Here is a 21,918-nt window from a genome sequence, read left to right on the forward strand (position 1 = left end):
GTCGGCTGGGGGCTGCGTGGGGGCGTTCCGGTCCCCGTGCGGGGCTCAGGCCCCGGTGCCGCCGCCGCCCGGCATGTTGGCGGCCGTGGTGATGACCTCGTCGATGAGGCCGTATGCCTTGGCCTCGTCGGCGTCGAACCAGCGGTCGCGGTCGGAGTCGCGGGTGATCTGCTCCACCGACTGACCCGTGTGGAAGGCCGTCAGCTCGGCCATGCGCTTCTTGGTGTGCAGCAGCCGCTCGGCGTGGATCTTGATGTCGGAGGCCGAGCCGGCCAGGCCGGCGGAGGGCTGGTGGATCAGGATCTCGGCGTTCGGGAGCGCGAAGCGCTTGCCCGGCGTGCCCGCGCTGAGCAGGAACTGGCCCATCGAGGCGGCGAGGCCCATGGCGATCGTCACCACGTCGTTCTTGATGTACTGCATGGTGTCGTAGATCGCCATGCCGGCCGTGATCGAGCCGCCGGGGCTGTTGATGTAGAGGTAGATGTCCTTGTCCGGGTCGGCGGCAAGGAGCAGCAGCTGCGCGGTGATCTTGTTGGCGATGTCGTCGTCGACCGGCTGGCCGAGGAAGATGATCCGCTCGTTGAGCAGCCGGTTGTAGACCTGGTCGCCGAGGCCACCACCGATGGAAGGCTCGCCGGCGGCGGAGGGCATCAGATTCGTCACGTATCCACCTGCTCGTCTTACGACGGCGCCGGGCCGTCTCACGTTTCCCTGCCGGGGGCCGTCCGGCGGTTCGGTTCGCCGACACCCCTGCCCCCGTACTCATGGACCCTAACGCGCGGGTCCCTTCGGAGAATCCCGCACAGGGGGGTGTTCGCCGGGGGCGTAGCGCCTCGCCGGGAGACGGACGGGCCCCGGGTCATCCGATGACCCGGGGCCCGTCCTGCGGCGTGTGCGGCGCCGTGGGCGTCAGCCCTCGGTCTTCTCCGCGGCCTCGTCCTCGGCGGCGGCGTCGGCCGTCTCCGCGGCGGCCTCGGCCTCGGTGCCTTCCGCGGCCTCGGCGGCCTCGTCGGCCTCGTCCTCGTCGTCCAGGTCGATGATCTCGCCGTTGGTGTCCTTCACCGTGGCCTTCTCGACCACGACGGCCAGGGCCTTGCCGCGGGCGACCTCGCCGACCAGGAGCGGCACCTGGCCGCCCTCGACGACGGCCTGCGCGAACTGGTCGGGGGACATGCCGGAGGAGGCAGCGCGGCGCATGAGGTGCTCGGTGAGCTCCTCCTGGTTGACGTTCAGCTTCTCCTGCTTGACCAGCTCGTCGAGCACGAACTGGGTCTTGATGCCCTTGATCGCGGCTTCGCGGGTCTCGTCCTCGAACTCCTCGGCGGTCTTGCCCTGGATCTCGAGGTACTTCTCGAGGTCGAGGCCCATCTGGCCGAGCTGGTGGTGCTCGAGGTTGTGCTTGCGGGTGTTGATCTCGTCCTCGAGCAGCTTCTCGGGGACGGGCACCTCGACGAGCTCCAGCAGCTTCTCCAGGACGCGCTCCTGGGCCTGCGTGGCCTGGTCGTACTGCTTCATGTTCTCCAGGCGCTTGCGGCTGTCGGCCTTCAGCTCCTCGAGGGTGTCGAACTCGGAGGCGAGCTGCGCGAACTCGTCGTCCAGCTCGGGCAGTTCACGCGCGGCGACCTGGGTGACCTTGACGGTGACCTCGGCCTCCTTGCCGGCCGCGGAGCCGCCCTTGAGCTCGGAGGTGAAGGTGGCCTCCTCGCCGGCGGACAGGCCCTTGACGGCGTCGTCGATGCCGTCGAGCAGCTCGCCGGAGCCGATGGTGTAGGAGACGCCGGTGGCCACGCCGTCCTCGAGGACCTCGCCGTCGACCTTGGCCTCGAGGTCGATGGTGACGACGTCGCCGTCCTCGGCGGCGCGCTCGACCGGGGAGGTCGAGGCGAAGCGCTCGCGGAGCTGCTCGACCGACTTCTCGACGTCCTCGTCGGTCACCTCGACGGCGTCGACCTCGACCTCGATGCCGGAGTAGTCCGGGATCTCGAGGGCCGGGCGGACGTCGACCTCGGCGGTGAAGTTCAGCGTCTCGCCGTCCTTCAGCTCGGTGATGTCGACCTCGGGCTGGCCCAGGACGGAGAGCTCGGCCTCGTTGACCGCCTCGGTGTAGAACTTCGGAAGCGCGTCGTTGACCGCCTCCTCCAGGACCGCACCGCGGCCGAACCGCTGGTCGATGACGCGGGCCGGGATCTTGCCCTTGCGGAAGCCCTTCACCGTGACCTGCTGGTTGATCTTCTTGTACGCCGCGTCGAGGCTGTCCTTGAGCTCCTCGAAGGGCACCTCGACAGTGAGCCGAACCCGGGTCGGGTTCAGGGTCTCCACGGCGCTCTTCACGGTTCGGTCTCCTTGTGGCTGACTTCTTGGTTTCTGCCGGAGCCAGACTGGTCCGGCGGATTCGCCGCCCGGAGGACGTCCGGAGGATCCAGATGGATGTCCAGTGGATGTCCAGTGGGTTCCTGCGGATGAGACACACGGGCGCGCAGCTTGCATAGTAACCGCCACGGCTGAACGCCCCAAAGGCGATCAACCGGAGTGATCGCTCGGGTGACCGGTGTTGACCGGTCGGTGGTCGGGGTGGCGGGATTTGAACCCACGGCCTTCCGCTCCCAAAGCGGACGCGCTACCAAGCTGCGCCACACCCCGTCTGGTGCGACACGTAGGGTACATGGCCGACGACAGCGGGGCCGCCGCATTTCGCCGACGCCGTGGGGGCGTCCGGCGCGGGCGGGAAACGGGTGTGCGGCGAGGGGCGGCGACCCGCTACGATGCCTCCAGTGCCGCGGTCACCTGACCTGCGGCGCGTCGCGTGCGGGCGTAGCTCAATGGTAGAGCACTAGTCTTCCAAACTAGCTACGCGGGTTCGATTCCCGTCGCCCGCTCTGTACGGCTCAGGGCCAGGCCGGAGGATGATTCTCCGCCTGGCCCTGATCGCTTCCCGGGGCGGTGTTCGGTTTCCGCCGCCGGGCCGGCGGGCTACTCGGCCGGCAGGGCCTCCCGCATCGCCTTTGCGGTGGCAGCCGGGTCGTAGTCCTCGGGGACGCCTTCGACCAGGATGATGTCGCCCTCGACGTGCCGCGAGCGCAGCGGTGCGATCTCCCGGTACGCAGGCGAGTCCCACCAGGCCCGCGCCTCGGCGATCCCGGGGAAGCCGATCACCACGACGTGCCCGGGCCAGGCGCCCTCCTTCACCTCGTGCTGCGCGGCGTGCACGAGGAAGCGGCCGCCGTACGGCTCGAAGGTGGCGGGGACGCGCTCGATGTATTCGGCGATCTCCGGATGTGGAGCGGCTTCTCGCAGGTGAGCGATGGCGTAGGCGGGCATGGCGTCCTTCCGGTCGGTCGGGCTCCTTACGCCGATGAGCGTGGCATGCCGACGCGCCGGGGTCGATGACCCGACGGGTAAGCGGACCCCGTCCGAGGCGGGGACCCACCTCACTGCGGCGGGCCGGGCGGGACCGAGGGGGGCCGGGCGGGCCGGGCGGAAGCTGACCGGGTTGTCAGAAGCTGATCGAGTTGATCGTCTCGGCTATCGAGTTGAGGAACCGGTTGAGCGACGGGGCCATGCCGGTCGAGGCGAGGAAGAAGCCGAAGAGAATCGCGACGATGGCGGGACCGGCCTTGATCGACCCTCCCCGGATCAGCACCACCAGGATGATCGCCAAAAGCAGCACCACTGACAGCGAAATGGCCACAACAGATCACACCCTCGGTCGGTCCGCTCTCCCGGCCTGGGGACGCACCCGCGCACCCCGCCAGAACCATCGTGCCACCAACTGGCCACCCTTATGCGGTACCTGAGGCATCGGCGGCCCCGCCCGCCCCGGCGGCGCGCCGGGACGGGCCGCCGACGGGGGCTCCCGCGGACCCAACGGGGCTGATCCGCACGGCAATTCGACAACGCACCCGCACGGGGAATTGACCGGCATCGTTTCCATGCCCACACAACGTGCGTGCGGGTATTCCGAATTGTTGCAACAGGCCCGTCAAATGCACCACCAAATCGGTATGAATCATGACAAGCGGGGCGCGCAAAGTGTGCCGTCCGTCACGCCGGGGGGGGGATGTCAACTGCCGCGAAAGCGGGGGTACCCGGAGTTCATAAACCGGGAAAGACCTCGAGGGTTTTACGGATACCCACAGACAACGCTAGGGTGACTCAGATGTTCTACGCTGCCTCGTCCCCCGCATGCGCAGCGGCGTACCCGACCGTCTCCTCCTGTCACCGGGGGGAAGGTCTGTGACGGACTCGCTGCGACCGCAAGGCCACCACCGAGCGCCGCTCCCCCCGGCCCAGCCGGCGTCGGGAGTGCCGACTCCGCGCTCACAGCAGAAACAGCACGACCGGCAGGACCAGAACCGCGACGACCGGAACCGGCAGGGCCGGGACCGGCCGGCGACACCAGGCAAGCAGCGCGACTCGTTCTTCGACAACGCCAAGTACCTGGCGATCGTGCTGGTGGCCATGGCCCACTCCTGGGAGCCCCTGAAGGGCGACAGCCGCATCCTGGAAGGCGTGTACACCGTCGTGTACACCTTCCACATGCCGGCGTTCATCATCATCTCCGGCTACTTCTCGCGCAGTTTCGACATGCGCCCGGACCGTCTCAGGCGGCTGGTCACCGGCATGCTCGTGCCGTACGTCGTCTTCGAGACCGCGTACACCCTCTTCAAGCGCTACGGCGACCACGACCCGGGCATGACGGTCAGTCTGCTCGACCCCTGGTACCTCACCTGGTTCCTGCTCGCCCTGTTCATCTGGCGGCTGACCACCCCGCTGTGGAAGATCGCCCGCTGGCCGCTGCCGCTCGCGCTCGGCATCGCGATGTTCGGCTCCGTCTCCCCCGAGATCGGCAACGACCTGGACCTGCAGCGCGTCCTGCAGTTCCTGCCGTACTTCGTGCTGGGCCTGTGCATGAAGCCCGAGCACTTCCAGCGGGTACGCACGCGCGCGATGCGCATCGCGTCGGTGCCGGTGCTCGCGGTCGCCCTGGCCATCGGCTGGTGGGCCGTGCCGCGCATGAACACCGCCTGGTTCTACCACCGCGACGCCGCCCAGGAGCTGGGCTCCCCCTGGTGGACCGGCCCCGTCATGGTGCTCGCGCTGTTCGGCTGCTCGCTGCTGCTGACCGCCTGCTTCTTCGCCTGGGTGCCGCGCCGCCGCATGTGGTTCACGGCGCTCGGCGCGGGCACGCTCTACGGCTACCTGCTGCACGGGTTCCTGGTGAAGGCCGGCGACTTCTACGGCTGGTTCGAGCCCCGGTGGCTGCACCGGCCGCTCGGTGAGATCGCCGTGACGCTCGTCGCGGCCGCCGCCGTCACCCTGCTGTGCACCCGGCCGGTGCAGCGCGTGTTCCGGTTCGTGATGGAGCCCGACATGAAGTGGGCCTTCAAGCGGGACGCGGCGGAACTCGCCCGGGCCCGGGAGAAGAGCGAGCGGCGCGAGAAGATGCCAGCCTAGTGCGGGCCGCGGGAGTTCAGGCCGAGCCTGAACGCGGCGGCGTCGCCGTATCCGGCGTCCGCGAGGGCCAGCGGCCCCTCGCTCCCCCACGAGGGGACCTCGTCAGCCATGTCCAGGGCCGGCTGCCACTTCTCCACATGACCGACGTCGTCGGGGATGCCGCAGCTCCCGCGGCGGGCGACCTTGTCCGGGTCCGCCTTCGGCGAGGCGGGACCCCAGGTCTGCGGCAGGAACGACCGCCAGTCGACCACCGCCGAGACGTGATCGCACGCGAGGTGCAGCGAGACGTCCACCTGACAGACAGGTGTCCTGCCGGCCCTCTGGGGATACCGACTTCCCGAAGATCTCTGCGGCCTCCACTCCTGTTCCTGTCGGTTGGCCGTGGGCCGGTGTGCAAGGGATGGGCCATCGAGGCGCCCCACGGCCGACGGGGCGGGTCCATCACGCGCCGCGGGTGAATCCCGCGTCGATGGTGAAGCTCTGCCCGGTGATCGCCGCGGCGTTGTCGGAGGCGAGAAACGCGATCAAGCCCGCAACCTCAGCCGGCTCGATGAGCCGACGCAGCGGCACCTCCCTGCGCGCGTTGCGTACCACCCGCTCGACGTCACTGCCGATCCGCGAGGCCAGAACACCCAGTTCCCGGCTCATCATCGGGGTGTCGACCCGGCCCGGCAGCACCGCATTGACAGTGATGCGCCGGGGCGCGAGATCGAGCGCCAGCGACTTGGTGTAGCCGAGCAGACCGTGCTTGGAAGCGCTGTAAGCGGTGTTGCGGAGGTTGCCGAGCTTGCCGAGCACGGACGAGACGTTGACGATCCGGCCGCCGTCGCCGATGCGGCCCAGGCAGCACGCGGTCACCGCGAAAGCGCCTGTGAGATTCACGTCCATCACGTGCAGCCAGGTGTCGAGGTCGTCGGGGGCGTTCTCGTCGCAGATGCCAGCGTTGTTCACGACGATGTCCAGGCTGCCCGCGTCGCGCAGGCTCGCAGACAGCGCGACGCGCAGCTCCGTCCGGTCGGCGAGGTCGACCGCGACCGCAGTCGCGGCGGCTCCGCGGTCCCGGACGGCTCCGGCGGCCCGCTGCACGCCGGCCGGGTCGAGGTCCAGGAGGATCACGTGTTTCGCGCCGTTCTCGGCCAGCATCAGCGCAGTTTCCAGGCCGATTCCCCGGGCCGCACCGGTGACCAGGGCTGTCTTGCCGGTGAGGCCTGCCACGAGGGGGCTGGTCATATCTGTTCCTTTCGGTGGTGTGCAGCCGGGCGCGGCACGACGTCGGGCGCGTTGGCGGTGTGTGGTGGCTGTCGCGTGAGCACGGCACCCCCGAATCCGTCGAAGGCGCCGTGCAGGGACAACAGGGTCCGCAGCGGTGCGCGTACCGGTGCACGGGAGAGAAAGCCACGCACGGCGGGCAGCGGTGCATCGAGGAAGGGCACCGGCGGTAGCAATTGCCGCTCCATGACCTCCGCGCCCAGCACCAGGTCCACGAGCGGTGCCGCGGCGCCGAGCGTCCCCACGACGGGGCGGACCGTGCTGACCGGTACAGACGTGCCGGCCAGCAGTTCGCCGAGCATCGCGGCCTCCCGGGCGTCGGCCGAAACGCAGCCCCGGCCGTCGGCAAGCACGGCGTCGAGGTCCGCTACGGTGCGTCCGGCTGCCGCCAGGGACCGCGCCACGCGTGCGGCGTCGGCGCGGGGTGCGGCCGCCGCACCGGTCGTGGGCCGCAGTGTGGTGGCGAGCACCTCGCAGCGGGCCCGCGCTCCGCGCCTGCTGGCGTCCGCAGCCCGTTCCAGTACGACGGCGGCGGCCGCTTCGCCGAGCACCGTCCCGGTGCGCCGGTCGTCGAAGCTCAGCAACGGCGCGAGGCCGTCCGTGCCCGGGGCCAGGCGTCGGGCGTGGTAGGCAGCGGCGAGCTTCGCCGGATGGTTGTAACTGCCGGTACCGACGACCAGCGCCGTGTCACACGTACCGTCCCGCAGCGCCCGGACGGCGAGGGCGAGGGCCGCGATGGTGCCTCCGGTGTCCTGGATGAGCGCCGCGCAGTCCCCCCGGAAGCGGTGGGTGATGCTGATCAGGGCCAGCGCGTTGTTGTTGAGGGCCCTGATGATGCCGAAGGGACTCAATCCCCTCCCCCGCACAAGGCGTTCGACGGTCTGCGCGAAGAGCAGCCCGTCGGTGCGCACCCGTCGTTCGAAGGCGGCGGCGAAGATGTCCGCGGAGGGTTCGACGGCGTCGTCCTGGGCGACGTAGAGGCCGCGGCGTTCCTCGGGGATGTCCGTCCAGCCCGGGCCCGCCTGCTCGATCGCGTCCTGGGCCGCCAGTACCGCGTTGAACGTGGTCTTGGTGCCGAATTTGCGCAGCCTGTGGGGGACCGTCTCCTGGGCGCTCTCGGCGACCTCGGCCGGCACGTGTCCGAACCAGCGGATCCTGGACGTCCGCACGAGCGGGTCGCGGTACTCCCCCAACGCGGTGCTCCCGTCCCGCCAGTGGGTCCAGAGCGGTTGGCACCCCCGGCCCGCCGGGGTGACCATACCCGTTCCGGTGATCACGACGGCGGTACGCGTGTCAGAGCGGTCCATACCTTCTCACCACCAGGGTCGCATTGATGCCGCCGAAGCCGAAGGAGTTGCTGATTGCCGTCCTGAAGGCACCGGAGCGCGCGTGGTGCGGTACGTAGTCGAGATCGCATTCGGGATCCGGTGAGTCGAGGTGCAGAGTCGGCGGTATGACGCCGTCACGCACCGTCAGCACGGTGGCCACGAGCTCGGGGCCACCGGCGGCGGCGACCAAGTGGCCGAGCGCGGCCTTGTTCGCCGTGACCGCCAGCCTGCGGTGGTGGCCGCCGTCAGCGAACACCTTCTTGATCGCAGCGGTCTCGATGCGGTCGTTGAGCGCCGTGGACGTGCCGTGCGCGTTGACGCAGTCGACCTCGCCCGGGGACACTCGGGCGTCGGCGAGGGCCCGGCGCATCGCCAGGACGGCCCCGGCCCCTTCCGGATGGGGTGCGGTGACCCGGTGGGCATCCAGGGAAGTGCCGAAACCGATGATCTCCGCATGGACGGGGGCGCCCCGGCGGCGTGCGCTGCGTTCGCTCTCCAGGAGGAGCATGCCCGCTCCCTCGCCGATGACGATGCCGCTGCGCTCCCGATCGAACGGGCGGCACAGGCGGGGACCGAACCGCCGGGTCACGGAGGTGGCGCCGAGCTGCGTCAGCCCCAGGACAGAATGCAGGTTCAGTGCGGCGTCCGCTCCGCCCGCCAGCACGGCGGCTGCCTCTCCCCGGCGGATCATGCGGAAGCCGTGGCCCACGGCGTGCGCGGCCCCGGCGCACGCCGTGGTCAGGTTGACCACCGGCCCGCCGAGCAGGTGCCGACGCGCGATGCGAGCCGCCAGGGCGTCGTTGGGCTGGAACAGCCCGGTGCCGCGACGCAGTTCACCACGCCGGGCGTACAGATTGGTCCAGCTCGGGCCAGCTTCACCGGTGGCGGGCAGCAGTTCCATCGGATCACGTTCCGGGGTCCCGGAGCCGATCGCGGTGGCCGTCGAGCGCGGCAGCGGGGCGTGGGGGTCGAGCCCCGCCAGTGCCTGCCGGGCCGCGGCGAGGCCGAGGCGGGTCCTGCGGTCGGCGGGGCCGTCCGCGTCCCAGCCGTCGCTCGGCGCTGGGAGCACGGCGTCGTCCACCGGCGCCCCGAATCCCACCGGGAAATCCGTGACCCCGGGAGGGGACCACGCGCGCACGGCGCAGCGTCCGCCGAGCAGGCCCTCCCACAGGTCCTGCCAGGTGGCGCCCAAGCCGGTCACGGCGCCTAGGCCGGTGACGACCACACGCTCGTTCACGATGGCGCTCCGCTCTTCGTGCTGAGTACGACGGCACCGACTTGTCCGAGCGGGCCCGCCGCCAGCAGCAGGACGCGTGGCCGCGGCATCGGTGCCTCGACCAGCCCGGATGTGCCCGGTGACAGGCAGCGCCCCGTCTCCAGGGCCCGCATGCCCAGCAGGGCGTGGATGAGGGGCTGGGCCGGCCCCGTGTTGCCCAGGCGGTCCTCGGTGCCGACCGCGGGCGGCGGCCGGTCGACGCCGATGAAGACGTAGTGCAGTGCGCTCTCCTGGGCCCGTGCCGCCTCCTCGGTAAGCGCTCCGTCCGTGAGCACCCAGCCGATGCCGTCGGCGTGGGTGCCTGCCATGCGGATGGCGCGCCGGGCGACGGCGGCCAAGGCGGTGCTTCGGGCGGCCGGATCAGGGGCGAATCCTCGGGCATAGCCGGCCAGTCGCACGCCGGGGGCGTCGGCGGTGCTCCGTTCCGCCATCAGGAAGGCGGTGGCTTCCCCGAGCGGGCCGCCCAGCCAGCCCAGTGCCCGGTAGCGCAGGGGCAGGAGCGGGTGGATGCGGGGTGCGACCGCGCCCACCAGAGCGGCGTCGCTCTCTCCTTCGGCGACGGACAGGACGCCGTCGACAAGGGCGTTCAGCCCCGCGTCCGAGAAGGGCGCGTAGACGGCGGTGGCGCCGGTCAGTCCGTGGGCGGCCGACACGTGCGCGGCCGCGGTGCTGTTGAGGTGTTCCAGCGCACCGAAGGGCGGCGTCGCCCTGCTGTACAACCGGGCCACCTCGTCGGGGCTGCCGGCGACGGCACGCAGGGCATCGGCGTGCTTGAGGGCGAGCAGCTCCTGGTCGACGGTCGGCAGGCCGAGGAAAAGGCCGCAGCGCTCCCCCCGGACTCCGGGCGCCGCGACCTTCGTCAGCCGAGCTCCGAGCAGGGCCAGTCGGGCCTGCTTCTCCGTGGTGCGCAGGACCCGCCGGTCCACTCCCAGGAGAGCGGCATCGGGGTCCTCCACCCGCAGAGCACGGGCGCCTTGCGGCCAGGGCAACGGTACGGCGGCGGGGGCGGTGCCCGATGCTCCGATCAACGACCGCCACAAAGCGGTCACACCCGTTCCCGCTGCGGTGACGAGGCCGGGGGCGCCCAGACGGACTGTGTCGAGCACGGTCATCTTCACTCGCTCTCGGCCGTGAACACGAGCGAGCTGTTCTGCCCGCCGAAGCCGAAGGAGTTCGACAAGACAGCCGAGACGGGCCAGGTCCGTGCCTCGGTCACCACATCGAGAACGGAGGTGACTTCGTCGCCCGCGCGGTGGTTGAGAGTGGGCAGCAGCGTCTGCCGTTGCAGCGTCAGTACCGACAGCACGGCCTCCACCGCGCCGCTCCCGGCGAGCGTGTGGCCCACGGCGGACTTGTTCGCGGTCACCGGGACCGATCCGACGCGTTCACCGAACAACAGTGCGAGTGCCGCCGCCTCGCAGCGGTCGTTGGTTGCTGTCGCGGTGCCGTGCGCGTTCACGTGACCGATGTCGGTGGGTTCCAGGCCTGCGTCGTCGAGGGCCAGCCGCATGCAGTCGGCGTAGCTCTGCCCGTCAAGGGAGCTGGCTGTTATCCGGACGGCCTCGGACACGCCGGCGAATCCCGCGATCCGGGCGCGTGTCCGCGCCCCGCGGCGGCGGGCGTGCGCGCGGGACTCCAGAACAAGGAAGGCCGCGGCGTCACCGATGACGAAGCCGGTCCGGTCCTTGTCGAAGGGGCGGCTGACAGCGGTGGGGTCGCCGGTGGTGCCGAGGGCGAGGGCGCCCAGGGCCAGAAATCCGACGACGGCGGCGAACGTGGTCAAGGACTCGGTGCCGCCCGCGAGTGCGACGTCCAGCCTGCCACTGCGGATGTCCCGGCAGGCGCTGCCGATCGCCGTCGCGCCCGCCGCGCAGGCCGCGGCGTGGGTCTCCGCGACACCGGCGTCGAATTGTCGGGCCAGGGCGGTGGTGAGGGTGGTGGGACGGAGCAGCACATCGTGGTCGGCGCGCGGCCCGACGTCATCGAGATAGGTGTCCAGGTCGAAGGTGCCCGACGTGGGATCGCAGTGGTCGGTGAGTTCGGCGAAATCGGCGGCCGTACTCATGGTGCGGTTGCAGCCCACGAACACCCCGACGCGTTCCGGAGCGACCGTAGCGCCCAGTCCGCTGTCGGCCCAGGCACTGTCCGCCGCGTACCAGCCCAGTGTTCCGGCCGGACCCAGCGGGCCGGTACCGGCCGGGACGAGGCCTTCCAGGTGGCGGCGTGCCTCCTCGGGGACACGCGCCGACACGCCCCCGGGCAGACCCCAGCCGGCCATACGGGGATCGGGGGCAACCAGCGATCCGCCCGCGGCCAGATGGTCGAAGAGGACGTCGGGGTCGAGGTAGTCACCGGCCACGATGCCCAGGCCCGTGACGACCACGTCCTGCTGCGCGTGCGGTTCGTCTTCGGCACTGCCGGCGGGCGGCGCCGCACCGACGGGGTTCATACGCACGTGGCTTCCGCCCAGGCCGTCTCGGATCCGGCCGCAGTGCGGACGGTGGCGGCGAGCACGGTGTCGCCCGCCTGGGGGGTTAGCGCGGTCCCGCAGTCGGCGCACTCGGCGCGTTGCGCGGGCGAGACCGCCGCCTTCGTCCCCGCGCACTCCGGGCAGGAGCCGGGCAGGTGGTCGAAGAGGGTGCTCACGAAGTGGGCCCAGTTCGCGACGGTGGTACTGCGGGCGATCTCGTACGGCGGCGTGCCCGCCCGGGCCTGCTCCTCGTCGTAGCGGAACGCGCTGTCGCGCAGCACCCGCGCGGCCAAGGCGGTGACCCCGCCGTCCGGCCCGTACACCGCGTCGCTGGTCCCCGTCAGCTCGACGAGGTGGTCGAGGACACTCTGATTGGGCATCACCACGAGCAGTCTGTCCTCCAGTTCACAGCGCAGCTCGACCAGGTCGAGAGAGTCTGCGCCGAGGTCCCGCACGAGGGCCGTGGCCGGGGAGAGGGAGTCTGCCGGACAGCCCAGGACTCGTGCCGCGGCGGTCCGCACGATGTCCTGAACGACTTCGTATTCAAAGGGGTTGTTCACAGCGGTTTCCTGTCTCGTGTGCCGAAGAGGGCGTCCAGGCTCGCGCACGAGCGCCGTACGACGCGGTGGTGTCGCTGGCCAGGCCCCGGCCGACGCCAGCTGCGTGACGCACCAGTTGCCATTCTTCCCTTTGAACTTTGCACCAAGGGTGAGCAATTGTTACCTATTGCCTCGATGATCGGAATCGGATGTACTGGGCGTACTGGCTGCTCGTGCCCCGCCGTCCGCCTCTCACCGCCACCGGGAGATTTCTTGGCCGGCACCGACGACCGATGGAGATCGGATGCCCATATGAACGTTTTCACCGCACAGCACGGTCCCACACAGGATCCGGCCCGCCGGGGACCGGCCATCCTGAGCGTCGAGACCGCGCTCCCGGCCCACTGCTACACCCAGGAGGAGATAACGGCGGAGTTCTGTCGTGCGCTCGGTCTGACGGGATCCAAGGCCCGTGCTGCCGCGTCGATCCATGGCAACTCCGGCATCTCCCGACGGTACTTGGGCCTGCCCCTGGAGAAGTACGAGGCCATCTCCGGCTTCACCGAAGCGAACGCGATCGCCATTGATGTCGCGCTCGAACTCGGCGAGCAGGCCCTGCGGTCCGCGCTCGACGCGGCGGGCGTCATGGCCGACGAGGTGGACGCACTGGTCTTCACCAGCGGTAGTGTCCTGGCCGTTCCGTCGGTCGACACGATGCTCGCGGCGCGACTCGGGTTCCGCCGCAACGTCAAACGGTTCCCGCTGTTCGGCCTGGCCTGCTCGGGCGGCGCCGCGGGGATCGGCCGCCTCCACGACTACCTGCACGCCTGGCCCGATCAGGTGGCCGTGCTGCTCGCGGTGGAACCGCTCTCGCTGACCGCCCAGGCTCACAACTTCTCGATGGCCAGCATCGTCGGCGGCGGCCTGTTCGGCGACGGGGCCGCCGCCGTCGTAGCGGCCGGAGCCGGGCACCGGCTGGCCGGCGGTGCGGAAAAGGCCCGCATCAGTGCGGGGGGCAGCCGCCTGTACCCGGAGGTGGCCGACATCACCGGGTCGGACATCGGCAGTGACGGGCTCTCCCCAGTCCTGCGCTCGGACGTGCCCTTGGTGGTGGAGCAGTACATCCCAGAGGCCGTGGGCGACTTCCTGGCCGAGTGCGGGCTGAAGACCGACGACGTAGCGACCTGGGTCTGCCACCCGGGTGGACCGAAGGTGCTCCAGGCCATGCAGCGCGGGCTGGGAGTCCCCGAAGAGGCGCTGCGCCACTCCTGGGAGTCGCTGTCCGAGGTGGGCAACCTGTCGGGCGTCTCCGTCCTCGACATCCTGCGGCGTACCCTGGCCGCGTCCCGGCCGACGATGCCGGCGGTGCTCATGGCCATGGGACCGGGCTTCAGCTTCGACTTCGCGCTGTTGTCCTAGCTAGACGAGGGGCCCTGGTCAGTCGCCCGTCAAACCGAGAAGCGCGCGCATCCGCGCGTACTTCTCGGTCAGTCGTTTCCGGGTGGCCGCGTCGTCGAGGCGGGCGAGCCGGGCCGGATCCGCGTTGTGCGCCAGGTCCGCCTCCTTCACCAGCAGCGCGCCCGGCGTGGCCAGGACGCGCCCGGCGTACGCCTCGGGCGTCTCCCCCGCCCGCTTGGTGACCGCGCGGACGATGTCCTTCGTGCGCCGGCTCAGCGCGGCCTGGTCGAGCCACCGCGCGGACAGCGCGTCGTCCTCCACCGCGTCGTGCAGCCAGGCCGCGGCGATCTGGTCGTCGTCGCCGCCCCGCGCCCGGACGCCCTCGGCGACGGCGCTGAGGTGCTCGGCGTAGGGGCGTCCCGCCTTGTCGGTCTGCCCCTCGTGGGCGGCGCGGGCGAGCGCCTCCACCTCGGCCAGGCTCATGGTCCGGTGCGTCTCGGTCACGCCGCCAGTGTCCCCCACACCGGCGCACACCGCTCAGCGCACACCGCTGAGCGCACGCCGGCTGAGCGCACGCCGGGGCGCACCGGGGCACACACCGCTGAACGCGCGGCGCTCAGCGCACGCCCGCCGCGGTCGGCCCTTCGCGGCAGATCAGCAGCAGGGCCCGGTCGTCGTTGACGTCCTTGGCGACCGCCTCGATGAGGTGCCAGGCCGCTCCGTGGAAGCCGCCGGCCACGTACCGGTCGGCCTCGCCGGTCAGCCGGTCGATGCCCTCGACGATGTCACGGTCGGAGGTCTCCACCAGGCCGTCGGTGAACAGCATCAGCACGTCGCCGGGCCTCAGCGAGCCCTTCACGGGGTCGAACTGGGCGCCGTCGTACACGCCAAGGAGCGGCCCCTCGGCGGCCTTCTCCTCCCACCGCCCGCTGCCCGCGCTGAGCTGGAGCCCCGGCGGATGCCCGGCGGAGTACAGCTCGTAGTCGCCGGAGTCGAGGTCCAGGACCAGGTGGATGGAGGTCGCGAAGCCCTCCTGCCAGTCCTGGCGGAGCAGGTAGCCGTTGGCGGCCGGGAGGAAGGCGTGCGGCGGGAGCGAGCCCAGCAGGCCGCCGAACGCGCCGGACAGCAGCAGCGCCCGCGAACCGGCGTCCATGCCCTTGCCGGAGACGTCGGTGAGGACGACCTCCAGGGTGCGGCCGCCGTTGGTGCGGGCGGCGACCACGAAGTCGCCCGAGAAGGACTGGCCGCCCGCGGGCCGCAGGGCCATCTCCCGGTGCCAGCCGACCGGCAGCTTCGGCAGCTTGCTCTGCACCCGGATGCGTTCGCGCAGGTCGAACAGCATCGTGCCGCCCCGCCGCCAGGGCACGCCGACCCGGCTGCGGAACTGCGCGACCAGCAGCCCGAAGAACCCGCACGCGGCGACCACGAGCACCACGCCGGGCGTCACCCGCGACGGCCCCTCGGTGTACGGGCCCAGCCACACCGACTCCACGATCAGCGCCGTGGCGGCCGCCGCGTACAGCCCGAGCAGGCTCGCCGGACGCAGCACCAGGCCCCCCACCACGATCGGCAGCACCAGCGCGGCCGGCGAGAACCACACCGCGTTGGCGAGCGTCGCCGCCGTGATGACCGGCACCAGCAGCAGCAGTCCGGCGAGCGCGACCCAGTCCGCGCCGTCGCCGCGGAAGTAGTCGACGGCGCTTCTGCGCACGCCGACCCGGGCCCGGTGCCACTGCATCTTCAACCGGGCCGTGACCGTCTCGGCTTCCGAGCGCCGCTGTCGTCCTGCTGCCATTAGTTCGGGACCCTATCCATCGCACGCGCCGCTTGGCACGCGAGGTCCGACTTATCCCCCCGTAGGAGCCCAACTTCACAACCCCGGACGCGGCGTTCCCGCTCCGGCGCCCCCGGGGAAATTCCCTCGCCCGTCCCGCACCTCCTTGATAGGCATGATGCATGGCGACTGGCATGGCGAGGGACGGGCGGAGCGACGGAATCGTCGTCCGCGGGCTGGCACGGGTCCAGTGGGACGCGTGGTACGACACCCTGCTCCGCGCCTTCGGCGGGGTCCCGGAGCCGGCCGAGGAACGGGAGCTGTTCAACGCGCTCACGGAGATCGACCGTTCGCTCGGCGCGTGGGACGGCGAGGAGTGCGTGGGGACGGCGGGGGCGTTCAGCTTCCGGCTGACCGTGCCGGGCGGCGCCGCGGTGCCCGCCGCGGGCGTCACGATGGTCAGCGTGGCGGCCACCCACCGGCGCCGCGGCCTGCTGACGTCGCTGATGCGCCGGCAACTGGACGACGTGCGGTCCTGGGGCTGGCCGCTGGCGGTGCTGACGGCCTCCGAACCCGACATCTACGGCCGTTTCGGGTACGCCGTCGCCACGCACCGCGTCGACGTCGAGGTCGACACCGCGCGGGTACGGCTGTCCGTGCCGCCGGGCACCGACGAGGTGCGGCTGCGCTACGCGGCACCGGCCGACGTGCTGGACGTCTGCGAGGCGGTGTACGCCCGCAAGGTGCCCGGCCGGCCCGGGATGCTGGTGCGGCTGCCCGGCTGGGAACGGCTGCCGTTGCTCGACCCGGAGGCGTCGCGGGCGGGGGCGTCGCCGCTGCAGTGCGTTCTCGCCGAGCGGGACGGCGAGGTGGCCGGGTACGCCCGCTTCCGGGTGCGGCCGGAGTCGGACGCGGGCGGTCCGCGGGGCACGGTGATCGTCGAGGACACCGAGGCGCTGGATGCGGCGGCGCACGCCGCGCTGTGGCGGTTCCTGTTCGACATCGACCTGACGTGCACGCTGACCGCGCGGGGCCGCCCGGTGGACGAGCCGTGGCAGTACCTGGTGTCCGACCCGCGCCGCTGCCACCCGCGGCTGCACGACGCGCTGTACGTGCGGCTGGTGGACGTCGGGGCGGCGCTGGAGGCGCGCGCCTACCAGGCGCCGGTGGACGTGGTGCTGGACGTCGAGGACGCGTTCTGCCCGTGGAACGGCGGGCGTTGGCGGCTGATCGGGGACACGAAGGGCGCGTCCTGCGAGCGGACCGACGAAGCCGCCGATCTGGCTCTGTCCGTAAGGGAGTTGGGCGCGGCCTATCTCGGCGGGGTGACGTTGGACGCGCTCGCCGCGGCCGGGCGGGTGCGGGAGCTGCGGCAGGGGGCGCTGGCGGAGGCGTCCGTGGCGTTCGCCTCGACGGTGGCGCCCTGGCTGCCGCACGGGTTCTAGCGGCGCTTCCCGGGACCTGTTGTCAGGCCGACTGGCAGGCGGGGCACCAGAAGAGGTTGCGGGCGGCGAGGCCGGCGGTGCGGATCTCGCCGCCGCAGACGTGGCACGGCAGGCCGGCCCTGCGGTACACGTACACCTCGCCGCCGTGGTCGTCGACGCGGGGCGGGCGGCCCATCGCCTCGGGGGTGTGCTCCGGGCGGACGGTGTCGATGCGGTTGTTGCGGACGCCCTCCCGCATCAGCGCGACCAGGTCGTGCCAGACGGCGTCCCACTCGGCCGGGGTGATGTCCCGGCCGGCGCGGTAGGGGTCGATGCCGTGCCGGAAGAGGACCTCGGCGCGGTAGACGTTGCCGACACCGGCGATGACCTTCTGGTCCATGAGCAGCGCGGCGATCGTGGTACGGCTGCCGCGGACGCGCCGGAAGGCGGCCTGCGGGTCGGCGTCCGCGCGGAGCGGGTCGGGGCCGAGGCGCGCGTGTACCGCCCGCTTCTCGGCGTCCGTGATCAGGGCGCAGGTGGTGGGGCCGCGCAGGTCCACGTAGGCGCTCTCGTTCGCGAGGCGGAGGCGGACGGTGTCCGTCGGCGGCGGGGCGGGCCGGCCGCCGAAGGTCACCTTGCCGAACAGGCCCAGGTGGATGTGGACCCAGTCGGTGTCGCGGAAGCCGAGGAAGAGGTGCTTGCCGTGGGCCTCGGTGCGGGTGAGTTCCGCACCGTCCAGGAGGGCGGCGGCGTCGGAGAACTTGCCCTGGGGGCTGGTCACCCGGGGTGCCGTGCCGGAGAAGCGGTCGGCGTAGTCGAGCGCCAGCCGGTGGATCGTGTGCCCCTCTGGCACGTGCCGGTTCCCTTCCTGCCCCGGGGCGGTCAGCCCTGCTGCGGGTGGTGCGCCGGGATCGGGGGCAGCTCGCCCGTCGTCTCGTAGTCCGCCAGCATGTCGATGCGCCGGATGTGCCGCTCGTCGCCGGAGAACGGGGTGCTCAGGAAGGTCTCGACGAACTTGGTCGCCTCGTCCGTCGTGTGCATGCGCGCGCCCACGGCGACGACGTTCGCGTTGTTGTGCTGGCGGCCCAGCGACGCGGTCTCCTCGCTCCAGGCGAGAGCCGCGCGCACGCCCTTGACCTTGTTGGCGGCGATCTGCTCGCCGTTGCCGGAGCCGCCGATCACGATGCCCAGGGAGTCGGGGTCCGCGGCCGTCCGCTCCGCGGCACGCAGGCAGAAGGGCGGGTAGTCGTCCTGGGCGTCGTAGATGTGCGGGCCGCAGTCGACGGGGTCGTGGCCGGCCGCCTTCAACCACTCGACGAGGTGGTTCTTCAGTTCGAAGCCGGCATGGTCGGAGCCGAGATACACGCGCATGCTCCGAGTGTGACACGAGCATTTCGGGGAAGCAGCGTCGGGTGTCACTCCCCTGGGCCGGCTCGTACCGGGCCGGCCCGGAAGACCGACCGCTCACCCGGCGCAAAGGAATTCCCCGTATGACCGCGCAGCCGACCCCGGCCAAGGCCGGCGAACCCGGCTCCGGCCTCCAGGCCGGACTCAAGAACCGTCACCTGTCGATGATCGCCATCGGCGGCGTCATCGGCGCCGGCCTGTTCGTCGGATCGAGTTCCGGCATCGCCACCGCGGGCCCCGGCATCCTCCTGTCGTACGCCCTCGTCGGCACGCTCGTCGTCCTCGTGATGCGCATGCTCGGCGAGATGTCCGCCGCGAACCCGGCCTCGGGCTCCTTCTCGGCGCACGCCGACCGGGCGCTCGGCCGCTGGGCCGGTTTCACCATCGGCTGGCTGTACTGGTTCTTCTGGGTCGTGGTGCTCGCCGTGGAGGCCACCGCCGGCGCCAAGATCCTCGCGGGCTGGGTCCCGGCCGTCCCGCAGTGGGGCTGGGCGCTCCTGGTGATGGTGGTGCTCACCGCGACCAACCTGGTGTCGGTCGGCTCCTACGGCGAGTTCGAGTTCTGGTTCGCGGGGATCAAGGTCGTCGCGATCGGGGTGTTCATCGTCGTCGGCGCTCTCGCGGTCCTGGGCGTGCTGCCCGGCGTGGACGACGACAGGGCGGGCCTGTCCAACCTCACCGGCCACGGCGGCTTCCTGCCGAACGGGCCCGGCGCGATCCTCACCGGCGTCCTGCTCGTGGTGTTCTCCTTCATGGGCAGCGAGATCGCCACGCTGGCCGCGGGCGAGTCGGAGGACCCGCGGCGGGCGGTCACCAAGTCGACCAACAGCATCATCTGGCGCATCGCCGTCTTCTACCTCGGCTCGGTCTTCGTGGTCGTCACCCTGGTGCCGTGGGACGACGAGTCGGTCACCGAGAAGGGCTCGTACGTCGCCGCCCTGGACTCCCTCGGCATCGCGCACGCCGGTCAGATCATGGACTTCATCGTGCTGACCTCGGTGCTGTCCTGCCTCAACTCCGGCCTGTACACGGCCTCCCGGATGGCCTTCTCGCTCGGCGAGCGCGGGGACGCGCCGAAGGCGTTCGCGCGGACCACCTCCCGCGGCGTGCCGATGGCGGCGATCGTCGCGTCGGTCGTGTTCGGCTTCCTCGCCGTGTTCTTCAACTACGAGTTCCCGGACTCCGTCTTCCTGTTCCTGGTCAACTCCAGTGGTGCGGTGGCCCTGTTCGTGTGGCTGGTCATCTGCTTCTCGCAGCTGCGGATGCGGCGGATCATCCGCGCGGAGGCGCCCGAGAAGCTGGTCGTGAAGATGTGGCTGTACCCGTACCTGACGTGGGCGACGGCCGCGCTGATCGTGCTGGTGCTCGGGTACATGCTCACCGACACCGAGCACGACGGCCGGGTGACGGTGCTGCTGTCGCTGCTGGTCGCCGCGGTCGTCCTGGTCGTCGCCGTGGTGCGGGAGCGGGCCGCCGGCGGGCGGGCGTCCGCCGGGGCCGGGGCCGGGGCCGTGGAGGCGCGGGACGGGATCAGGACGGGCTGACCCGGGCCGGCGGGCCGTGCGGCTTGCGGCTTGCGGCGTGCGGCGTGCGGCGTGCGGCGTGCGGCTTACGGCCTACGGCCTACGGACGTGCGGGAGGCCCGCCGGGCAGAAGTCGTGCTTCTGCCCGGCGGGCCTCTTCGCTTTCCGCGGGGACCGCGGCGTCAGCGCTCGACCAGCTTCCAGGCGGTGGGCAGGAGGCCCATCGCCAGCGCCGCCTTCAGGGCGTCGCCGATCAGGAACGGGGTGAGGCCGGCCGCGATCGCGGCGCCCGCCGAGAGGTGGGCGGCCGCGGCCAGGTACGGGACGCCGACCGCGTAGATGACCGCCTCGCCCAGCAGCATCGTGCCGGCCATGCGCAGCGCCGAGCGGTCGGCGCCGCGGCGGGCCAGGGCGCCGACGACGGTGGACGCGAGCATCATGCCGAGGATGTAGCCGAAGGACACGGCCACGCCCGAGGAGCCCTCGGCGAACCACGGCACGCCCGCGAGGCCGGCCAGCGCGTACAGCGCGAGCGAGAGGAAGCCGCGGCCGGCGCCCAGCGTCGTCCCGACGAGCAGCGCGGCGAAGGTCTGGCCGGTCACCGGCACCGGGGAGCCCGGGACGGGGACGGCGATCTGGGCGGCGAGGCCGGTGAGCGCCGCGCCGCCGAGCACGAGGGCGGCGTCCCGGACGCGGGAGGCGGGCAGGAGGTCGGCGAGAACCTGCCCGGTGCGGGCGGTCGTGGCGGTGGCGGTGCTCATGGGGACTCCGCGGGTCGGGCAGATGGGGACACCGTGACGCTAACCCAGGCCTTCGGCGCCGATCACCGTCAGCGCTCGACAAAGGGGTGATCGGCGGTTTGGTGGGTTCCAGACAAAGTCTCCCGGCGACACCCTGGGCGGAGTGATAACGGTCACTGAGGCAGGGACGTTTCGCTCACGTGCGGCGGGTGCGGGCCGACTGTCGGTTCCCACCAAAGGGGGAAGCCGCGGCCGTTCGGGGTGCGGGCGGCGGGTGCGCGCTGTACCACGAAAGCGGGGGCCGGCATGAGGAGGCGTACGTGACCGAGATCGAGCGGGAGTGCCCGACCTGCGGCAGCAGGCAGAAGTTCCGGAGGCTCGACGCGGCGGAGAAGGCGGCGGTGCGCGAGGTGAAGGGGCCCCGCCACTTCGTGGGCGACCTGTGGCGCTGCACCGCCCCGCGCTGCCTGTGGTACCAGCCCCACCTGCACCGGGGCGGCGGCGGTCTCCTGCCCGAGAGGTTCCGTACGGAGGAGACCGACGCCGCCGGGTGACGGGCGCCGGAGGTCGTCTCAGAGGTGGTCTGGTGAGGTCGTCTCGGGAGTCGTCTCGGAGGCTGCCGCGGAGGCCGCCTGGAGATCGCCCCGGAGGCCGTCTCAGAGGTTGCTGAAGTCCGGTCCCGCGGTCCGCGTGCGCTTGATCTCGTAGAAGCCCGGGATCGAGGCGACCGCGAGCGTGCCGTCCCAGAGCCGGGCGGCCTCCTCGCCCTTGGGGGTGGGGGTGACGACCGGGCCGAAGAAGGCGATCTGCTCGCCGTCGGCGCCGGGCACGGCGATGACCGGGGTGCCCACCTCCTGGCCGACCTTGTCGATGCCCTCCTTGTGGGAGGCGCGCAGCTCCGGCTCGTAGGGGGTGGAGTCCCAGTGGTCCATCAGGGACTCGGGCAGCCCGACGTCCTTCAGCGCGGCGGCGACGGCCGACTTCTCCGCGCCCTCGCCCTGGTTGTGGATGCGGGTGCCCAGCGCGGTGTAGAGGTCGCCGAGCACCTCGGCGCCGTGCTCCTGCTGCGCCGCGATGACCACGCGGACCGGACCCCACGCCTTCGTCTCGAGCAGCTCGCGGTACTCCTCGGGGAGGTCGTCGAGCTTGTCCTCGTTGAGGACGGCGAGGCTCATCACATGCCAGCGGACCTGGACGTCCCGGACCTTCTCCACCTCCGTCATCCAGCGCGAGGTCATCCAGGCCCAGGGGCACAGCGGATCGAACCAGAAGTCGACGGGAGTCTTGTCCGACATGTCTCTCCTCAGCGGGAAGCC

The 21,918-nt window shown here is 71.5% G+C and carries 22 protein-coding genes and 2 tRNA genes; 6 read left to right on the forward strand and 18 right to left on the reverse strand.

Annotated elements, in window-relative coordinates:
- Window positions 1-45 precede the first annotated feature (45 nt).
- The 3 genes from ACH4ZX_RS33980 to ACH4ZX_RS33990 all read right to left on the reverse strand — a co-directional run bounded on the left by ACH4ZX_RS33980 (window position 46) and on the right by ACH4ZX_RS33990 (window position 2,640).
- The gene (locus ACH4ZX_RS33980) at window positions 46-651 is read right to left on the reverse strand and encodes an ATP-dependent Clp protease proteolytic subunit (RefSeq protein WP_398281514.1); all 606 of its coding nucleotides are present in this window, start codon (window positions 649-651) and stop codon (window positions 46-48) included.
- Between the two features lie 258 nt (window positions 652-909).
- A complete protein-coding gene (gene tig, locus ACH4ZX_RS33985) occupies window positions 910-2,331 on the reverse strand; it encodes a trigger factor (RefSeq protein ID WP_398281410.1) in 1,422 nt (473 codons plus the stop codon).
- A 232-nt stretch (window positions 2,332-2,563) separates the two neighbouring features.
- A tRNA-Pro gene (locus ACH4ZX_RS33990) sits at window positions 2,564-2,640 on the reverse strand.
- A gap of 165 nt (window positions 2,641-2,805) precedes the next feature.
- Here ACH4ZX_RS33990 and ACH4ZX_RS33995 point away from each other — a divergent pair.
- Window positions 2,806-2,876, forward strand: a tRNA-Gly gene (locus tag ACH4ZX_RS33995).
- Between the two features lie 94 nt (window positions 2,877-2,970).
- Here ACH4ZX_RS33995 and ACH4ZX_RS34000 read toward each other — a convergent pair.
- Both ACH4ZX_RS34000 and ACH4ZX_RS34005 read right to left on the reverse strand, forming a co-directional pair.
- Window positions 2,971-3,318, reverse strand: a complete 348-nt coding sequence (locus tag ACH4ZX_RS34000; protein WP_398281413.1) for a DUF1330 domain-containing protein — start codon at window positions 3,316-3,318, stop codon at window positions 2,971-2,973.
- 175 nt (window positions 3,319-3,493) lie between these two features.
- Window positions 3,494-3,688 (reverse strand): hypothetical protein, encoded by a 195-nt coding sequence (locus ACH4ZX_RS34005; protein WP_360759987.1) that lies wholly within the window; start codon window positions 3,686-3,688, stop codon window positions 3,494-3,496.
- 545 nt (window positions 3,689-4,233) lie between these two features.
- Here ACH4ZX_RS34005 and ACH4ZX_RS34010 point away from each other — a divergent pair.
- Window positions 4,234-5,454, forward strand: coding sequence for an acyltransferase family protein (locus ACH4ZX_RS34010; protein ID WP_398281416.1), 1,221 nt, complete (start codon window positions 4,234-4,236; stop codon window positions 5,452-5,454).
- Here ACH4ZX_RS34010 and ACH4ZX_RS34015 read toward each other — a convergent pair.
- From ACH4ZX_RS34015 to ACH4ZX_RS34045, 7 genes are all read right to left on the reverse strand, one after another.
- A complete protein-coding gene (locus tag ACH4ZX_RS34015; protein WP_398281419.1) occupies window positions 5,451-5,876 on the reverse strand; it encodes a transposase in 426 nt (141 codons plus the stop codon). The genes ACH4ZX_RS34010 and ACH4ZX_RS34015 overlap by 4 nt on opposite strands.
- A 19-nt stretch (window positions 5,877-5,895) precedes the next feature.
- Complete coding sequence (locus ACH4ZX_RS34020) at window positions 5,896-6,684, reverse strand: SDR family NAD(P)-dependent oxidoreductase (RefSeq protein ID WP_398281422.1); 789 nt, start codon at window positions 6,682-6,684, stop codon at window positions 5,896-5,898.
- Entirely contained in the window at window positions 6,681-8,030 is a 1,350-nt protein-coding gene (locus ACH4ZX_RS34025) for a beta-ketoacyl synthase N-terminal-like domain-containing protein (protein ID WP_398281425.1), read from the reverse strand. Before ACH4ZX_RS34025 ends, ACH4ZX_RS34020 begins: the two co-directional genes overlap by 4 nt.
- Complete coding sequence (locus ACH4ZX_RS34030) at window positions 8,017-9,288, reverse strand: beta-ketoacyl-[acyl-carrier-protein] synthase family protein (protein WP_398281428.1); 1,272 nt, start codon at window positions 9,286-9,288, stop codon at window positions 8,017-8,019. Before ACH4ZX_RS34030 ends, ACH4ZX_RS34025 begins: the two co-directional genes overlap by 14 nt.
- Complete coding sequence (locus ACH4ZX_RS34035; protein WP_398281431.1) at window positions 9,285-10,283, reverse strand: beta-ketoacyl synthase N-terminal-like domain-containing protein; 999 nt, start codon at window positions 10,281-10,283, stop codon at window positions 9,285-9,287. The genes ACH4ZX_RS34030 and ACH4ZX_RS34035 overlap by 4 nt, the downstream gene beginning before the upstream one ends.
- Before the next feature lie 158 nt (window positions 10,284-10,441).
- The gene (locus ACH4ZX_RS34040) at window positions 10,442-11,776 is read right to left on the reverse strand and encodes a beta-ketoacyl-[acyl-carrier-protein] synthase family protein (RefSeq protein WP_398281517.1); all 1,335 of its coding nucleotides are present in this window, start codon (window positions 11,774-11,776) and stop codon (window positions 10,442-10,444) included.
- The gene (locus tag ACH4ZX_RS34045; protein WP_398281434.1) at window positions 11,773-12,357 is read right to left on the reverse strand and encodes an acyl carrier protein; all 585 of its coding nucleotides are present in this window, start codon (window positions 12,355-12,357) and stop codon (window positions 11,773-11,775) included. The genes ACH4ZX_RS34040 and ACH4ZX_RS34045 overlap by 4 nt, the downstream gene beginning before the upstream one ends.
- Before the next feature lie 291 nt (window positions 12,358-12,648).
- On the opposite strand from ACH4ZX_RS34045, the gene ACH4ZX_RS34050 reads away from it, so the two are divergent.
- Window positions 12,649-13,755 carry a type III polyketide synthase gene (locus ACH4ZX_RS34050; protein WP_398281437.1) on the forward strand — a complete coding sequence of 369 codons (1,107 nt, stop codon included), beginning with the start codon at window positions 12,649-12,651 and terminating at the stop codon, window positions 13,753-13,755.
- Between the two features lie 18 nt (window positions 13,756-13,773).
- Here ACH4ZX_RS34050 and ACH4ZX_RS34055 read toward each other — a convergent pair whose 3' ends face one another.
- Window positions 13,774-14,217: an HD domain-containing protein gene (locus ACH4ZX_RS34055; protein WP_398281520.1), complete on the reverse strand. Its 444-nt coding sequence runs from the start codon at window positions 14,215-14,217 to the stop codon at window positions 13,774-13,776.
- Between the two features lie 133 nt (window positions 14,218-14,350).
- Window positions 14,351-15,529: a PP2C family protein-serine/threonine phosphatase gene (locus ACH4ZX_RS34060; protein ID WP_398281440.1), complete on the reverse strand. Its 1,179-nt coding sequence runs from the start codon at window positions 15,527-15,529 to the stop codon at window positions 14,351-14,353.
- A 173-nt stretch (window positions 15,530-15,702) separates the two neighbouring features.
- On the opposite strand from ACH4ZX_RS34060, the gene ACH4ZX_RS34065 reads away from it, so the two are divergent.
- On the forward strand, window positions 15,703-16,953 hold the full coding sequence (locus ACH4ZX_RS34065; RefSeq protein WP_398281523.1) for a GNAT family N-acetyltransferase: 1,251 nt from the start codon (window positions 15,703-15,705) through the stop codon (window positions 16,951-16,953).
- A 22-nt stretch (window positions 16,954-16,975) separates the two neighbouring features.
- On the opposite strand, the gene ACH4ZX_RS34070 is transcribed toward ACH4ZX_RS34065, so the two are convergent.
- Window positions 16,976-17,785: an Fpg/Nei family DNA glycosylase gene (locus tag ACH4ZX_RS34070; protein WP_398281443.1), complete on the reverse strand. Its 810-nt coding sequence runs from the start codon at window positions 17,783-17,785 to the stop codon at window positions 16,976-16,978.
- 29 nt (window positions 17,786-17,814) lie between these two features.
- Window positions 17,815-18,303 (reverse strand): ribose-5-phosphate isomerase, encoded by a 489-nt coding sequence (locus ACH4ZX_RS34075; protein WP_398281446.1) that lies wholly within the window; start codon window positions 18,301-18,303, stop codon window positions 17,815-17,817.
- 119 nt (window positions 18,304-18,422) lie between these two features.
- Between ACH4ZX_RS34075 and ACH4ZX_RS34080 the strand changes: the two genes are divergently transcribed.
- On the forward strand, window positions 18,423-19,883 hold the full coding sequence (locus ACH4ZX_RS34080) for an amino acid permease (protein ID WP_398281449.1): 1,461 nt from the start codon (window positions 18,423-18,425) through the stop codon (window positions 19,881-19,883).
- Window positions 19,884-20,044: 161 nt separating this feature from the next.
- Here the strand turns inward: ACH4ZX_RS34080 and ACH4ZX_RS34085 are convergent, their stop codons facing one another.
- Window positions 20,045-20,623 (reverse strand): biotin transporter BioY, encoded by a 579-nt coding sequence (locus tag ACH4ZX_RS34085; RefSeq protein WP_398281452.1) that lies wholly within the window; start codon window positions 20,621-20,623, stop codon window positions 20,045-20,047.
- 299 nt (window positions 20,624-20,922) lie between these two features.
- Here ACH4ZX_RS34085 and ACH4ZX_RS34090 point away from each other — a divergent pair, with 299 nt between their 5' ends.
- Window positions 20,923-21,156 (forward strand): hypothetical protein, encoded by a 234-nt coding sequence (locus ACH4ZX_RS34090; protein ID WP_398281455.1) that lies wholly within the window; start codon window positions 20,923-20,925, stop codon window positions 21,154-21,156.
- A 102-nt stretch (window positions 21,157-21,258) separates the two neighbouring features.
- Here ACH4ZX_RS34090 and ACH4ZX_RS34095 read toward each other — a convergent pair whose 3' ends face one another.
- Window positions 21,259-21,897 (reverse strand): DsbA family protein, encoded by a 639-nt coding sequence (locus ACH4ZX_RS34095; protein WP_398281457.1) that lies wholly within the window; start codon window positions 21,895-21,897, stop codon window positions 21,259-21,261.
- Window positions 21,898-21,918 lie beyond the last annotated feature (21 nt).

The sequence above is a fragment of the Streptomyces sp. NPDC020490 genome, assembly GCF_044335305.1.
In the GTDB taxonomy this organism is placed as follows: Bacteria; Actinomycetota; Actinomycetes; order Streptomycetales; family Streptomycetaceae; genus Streptomyces.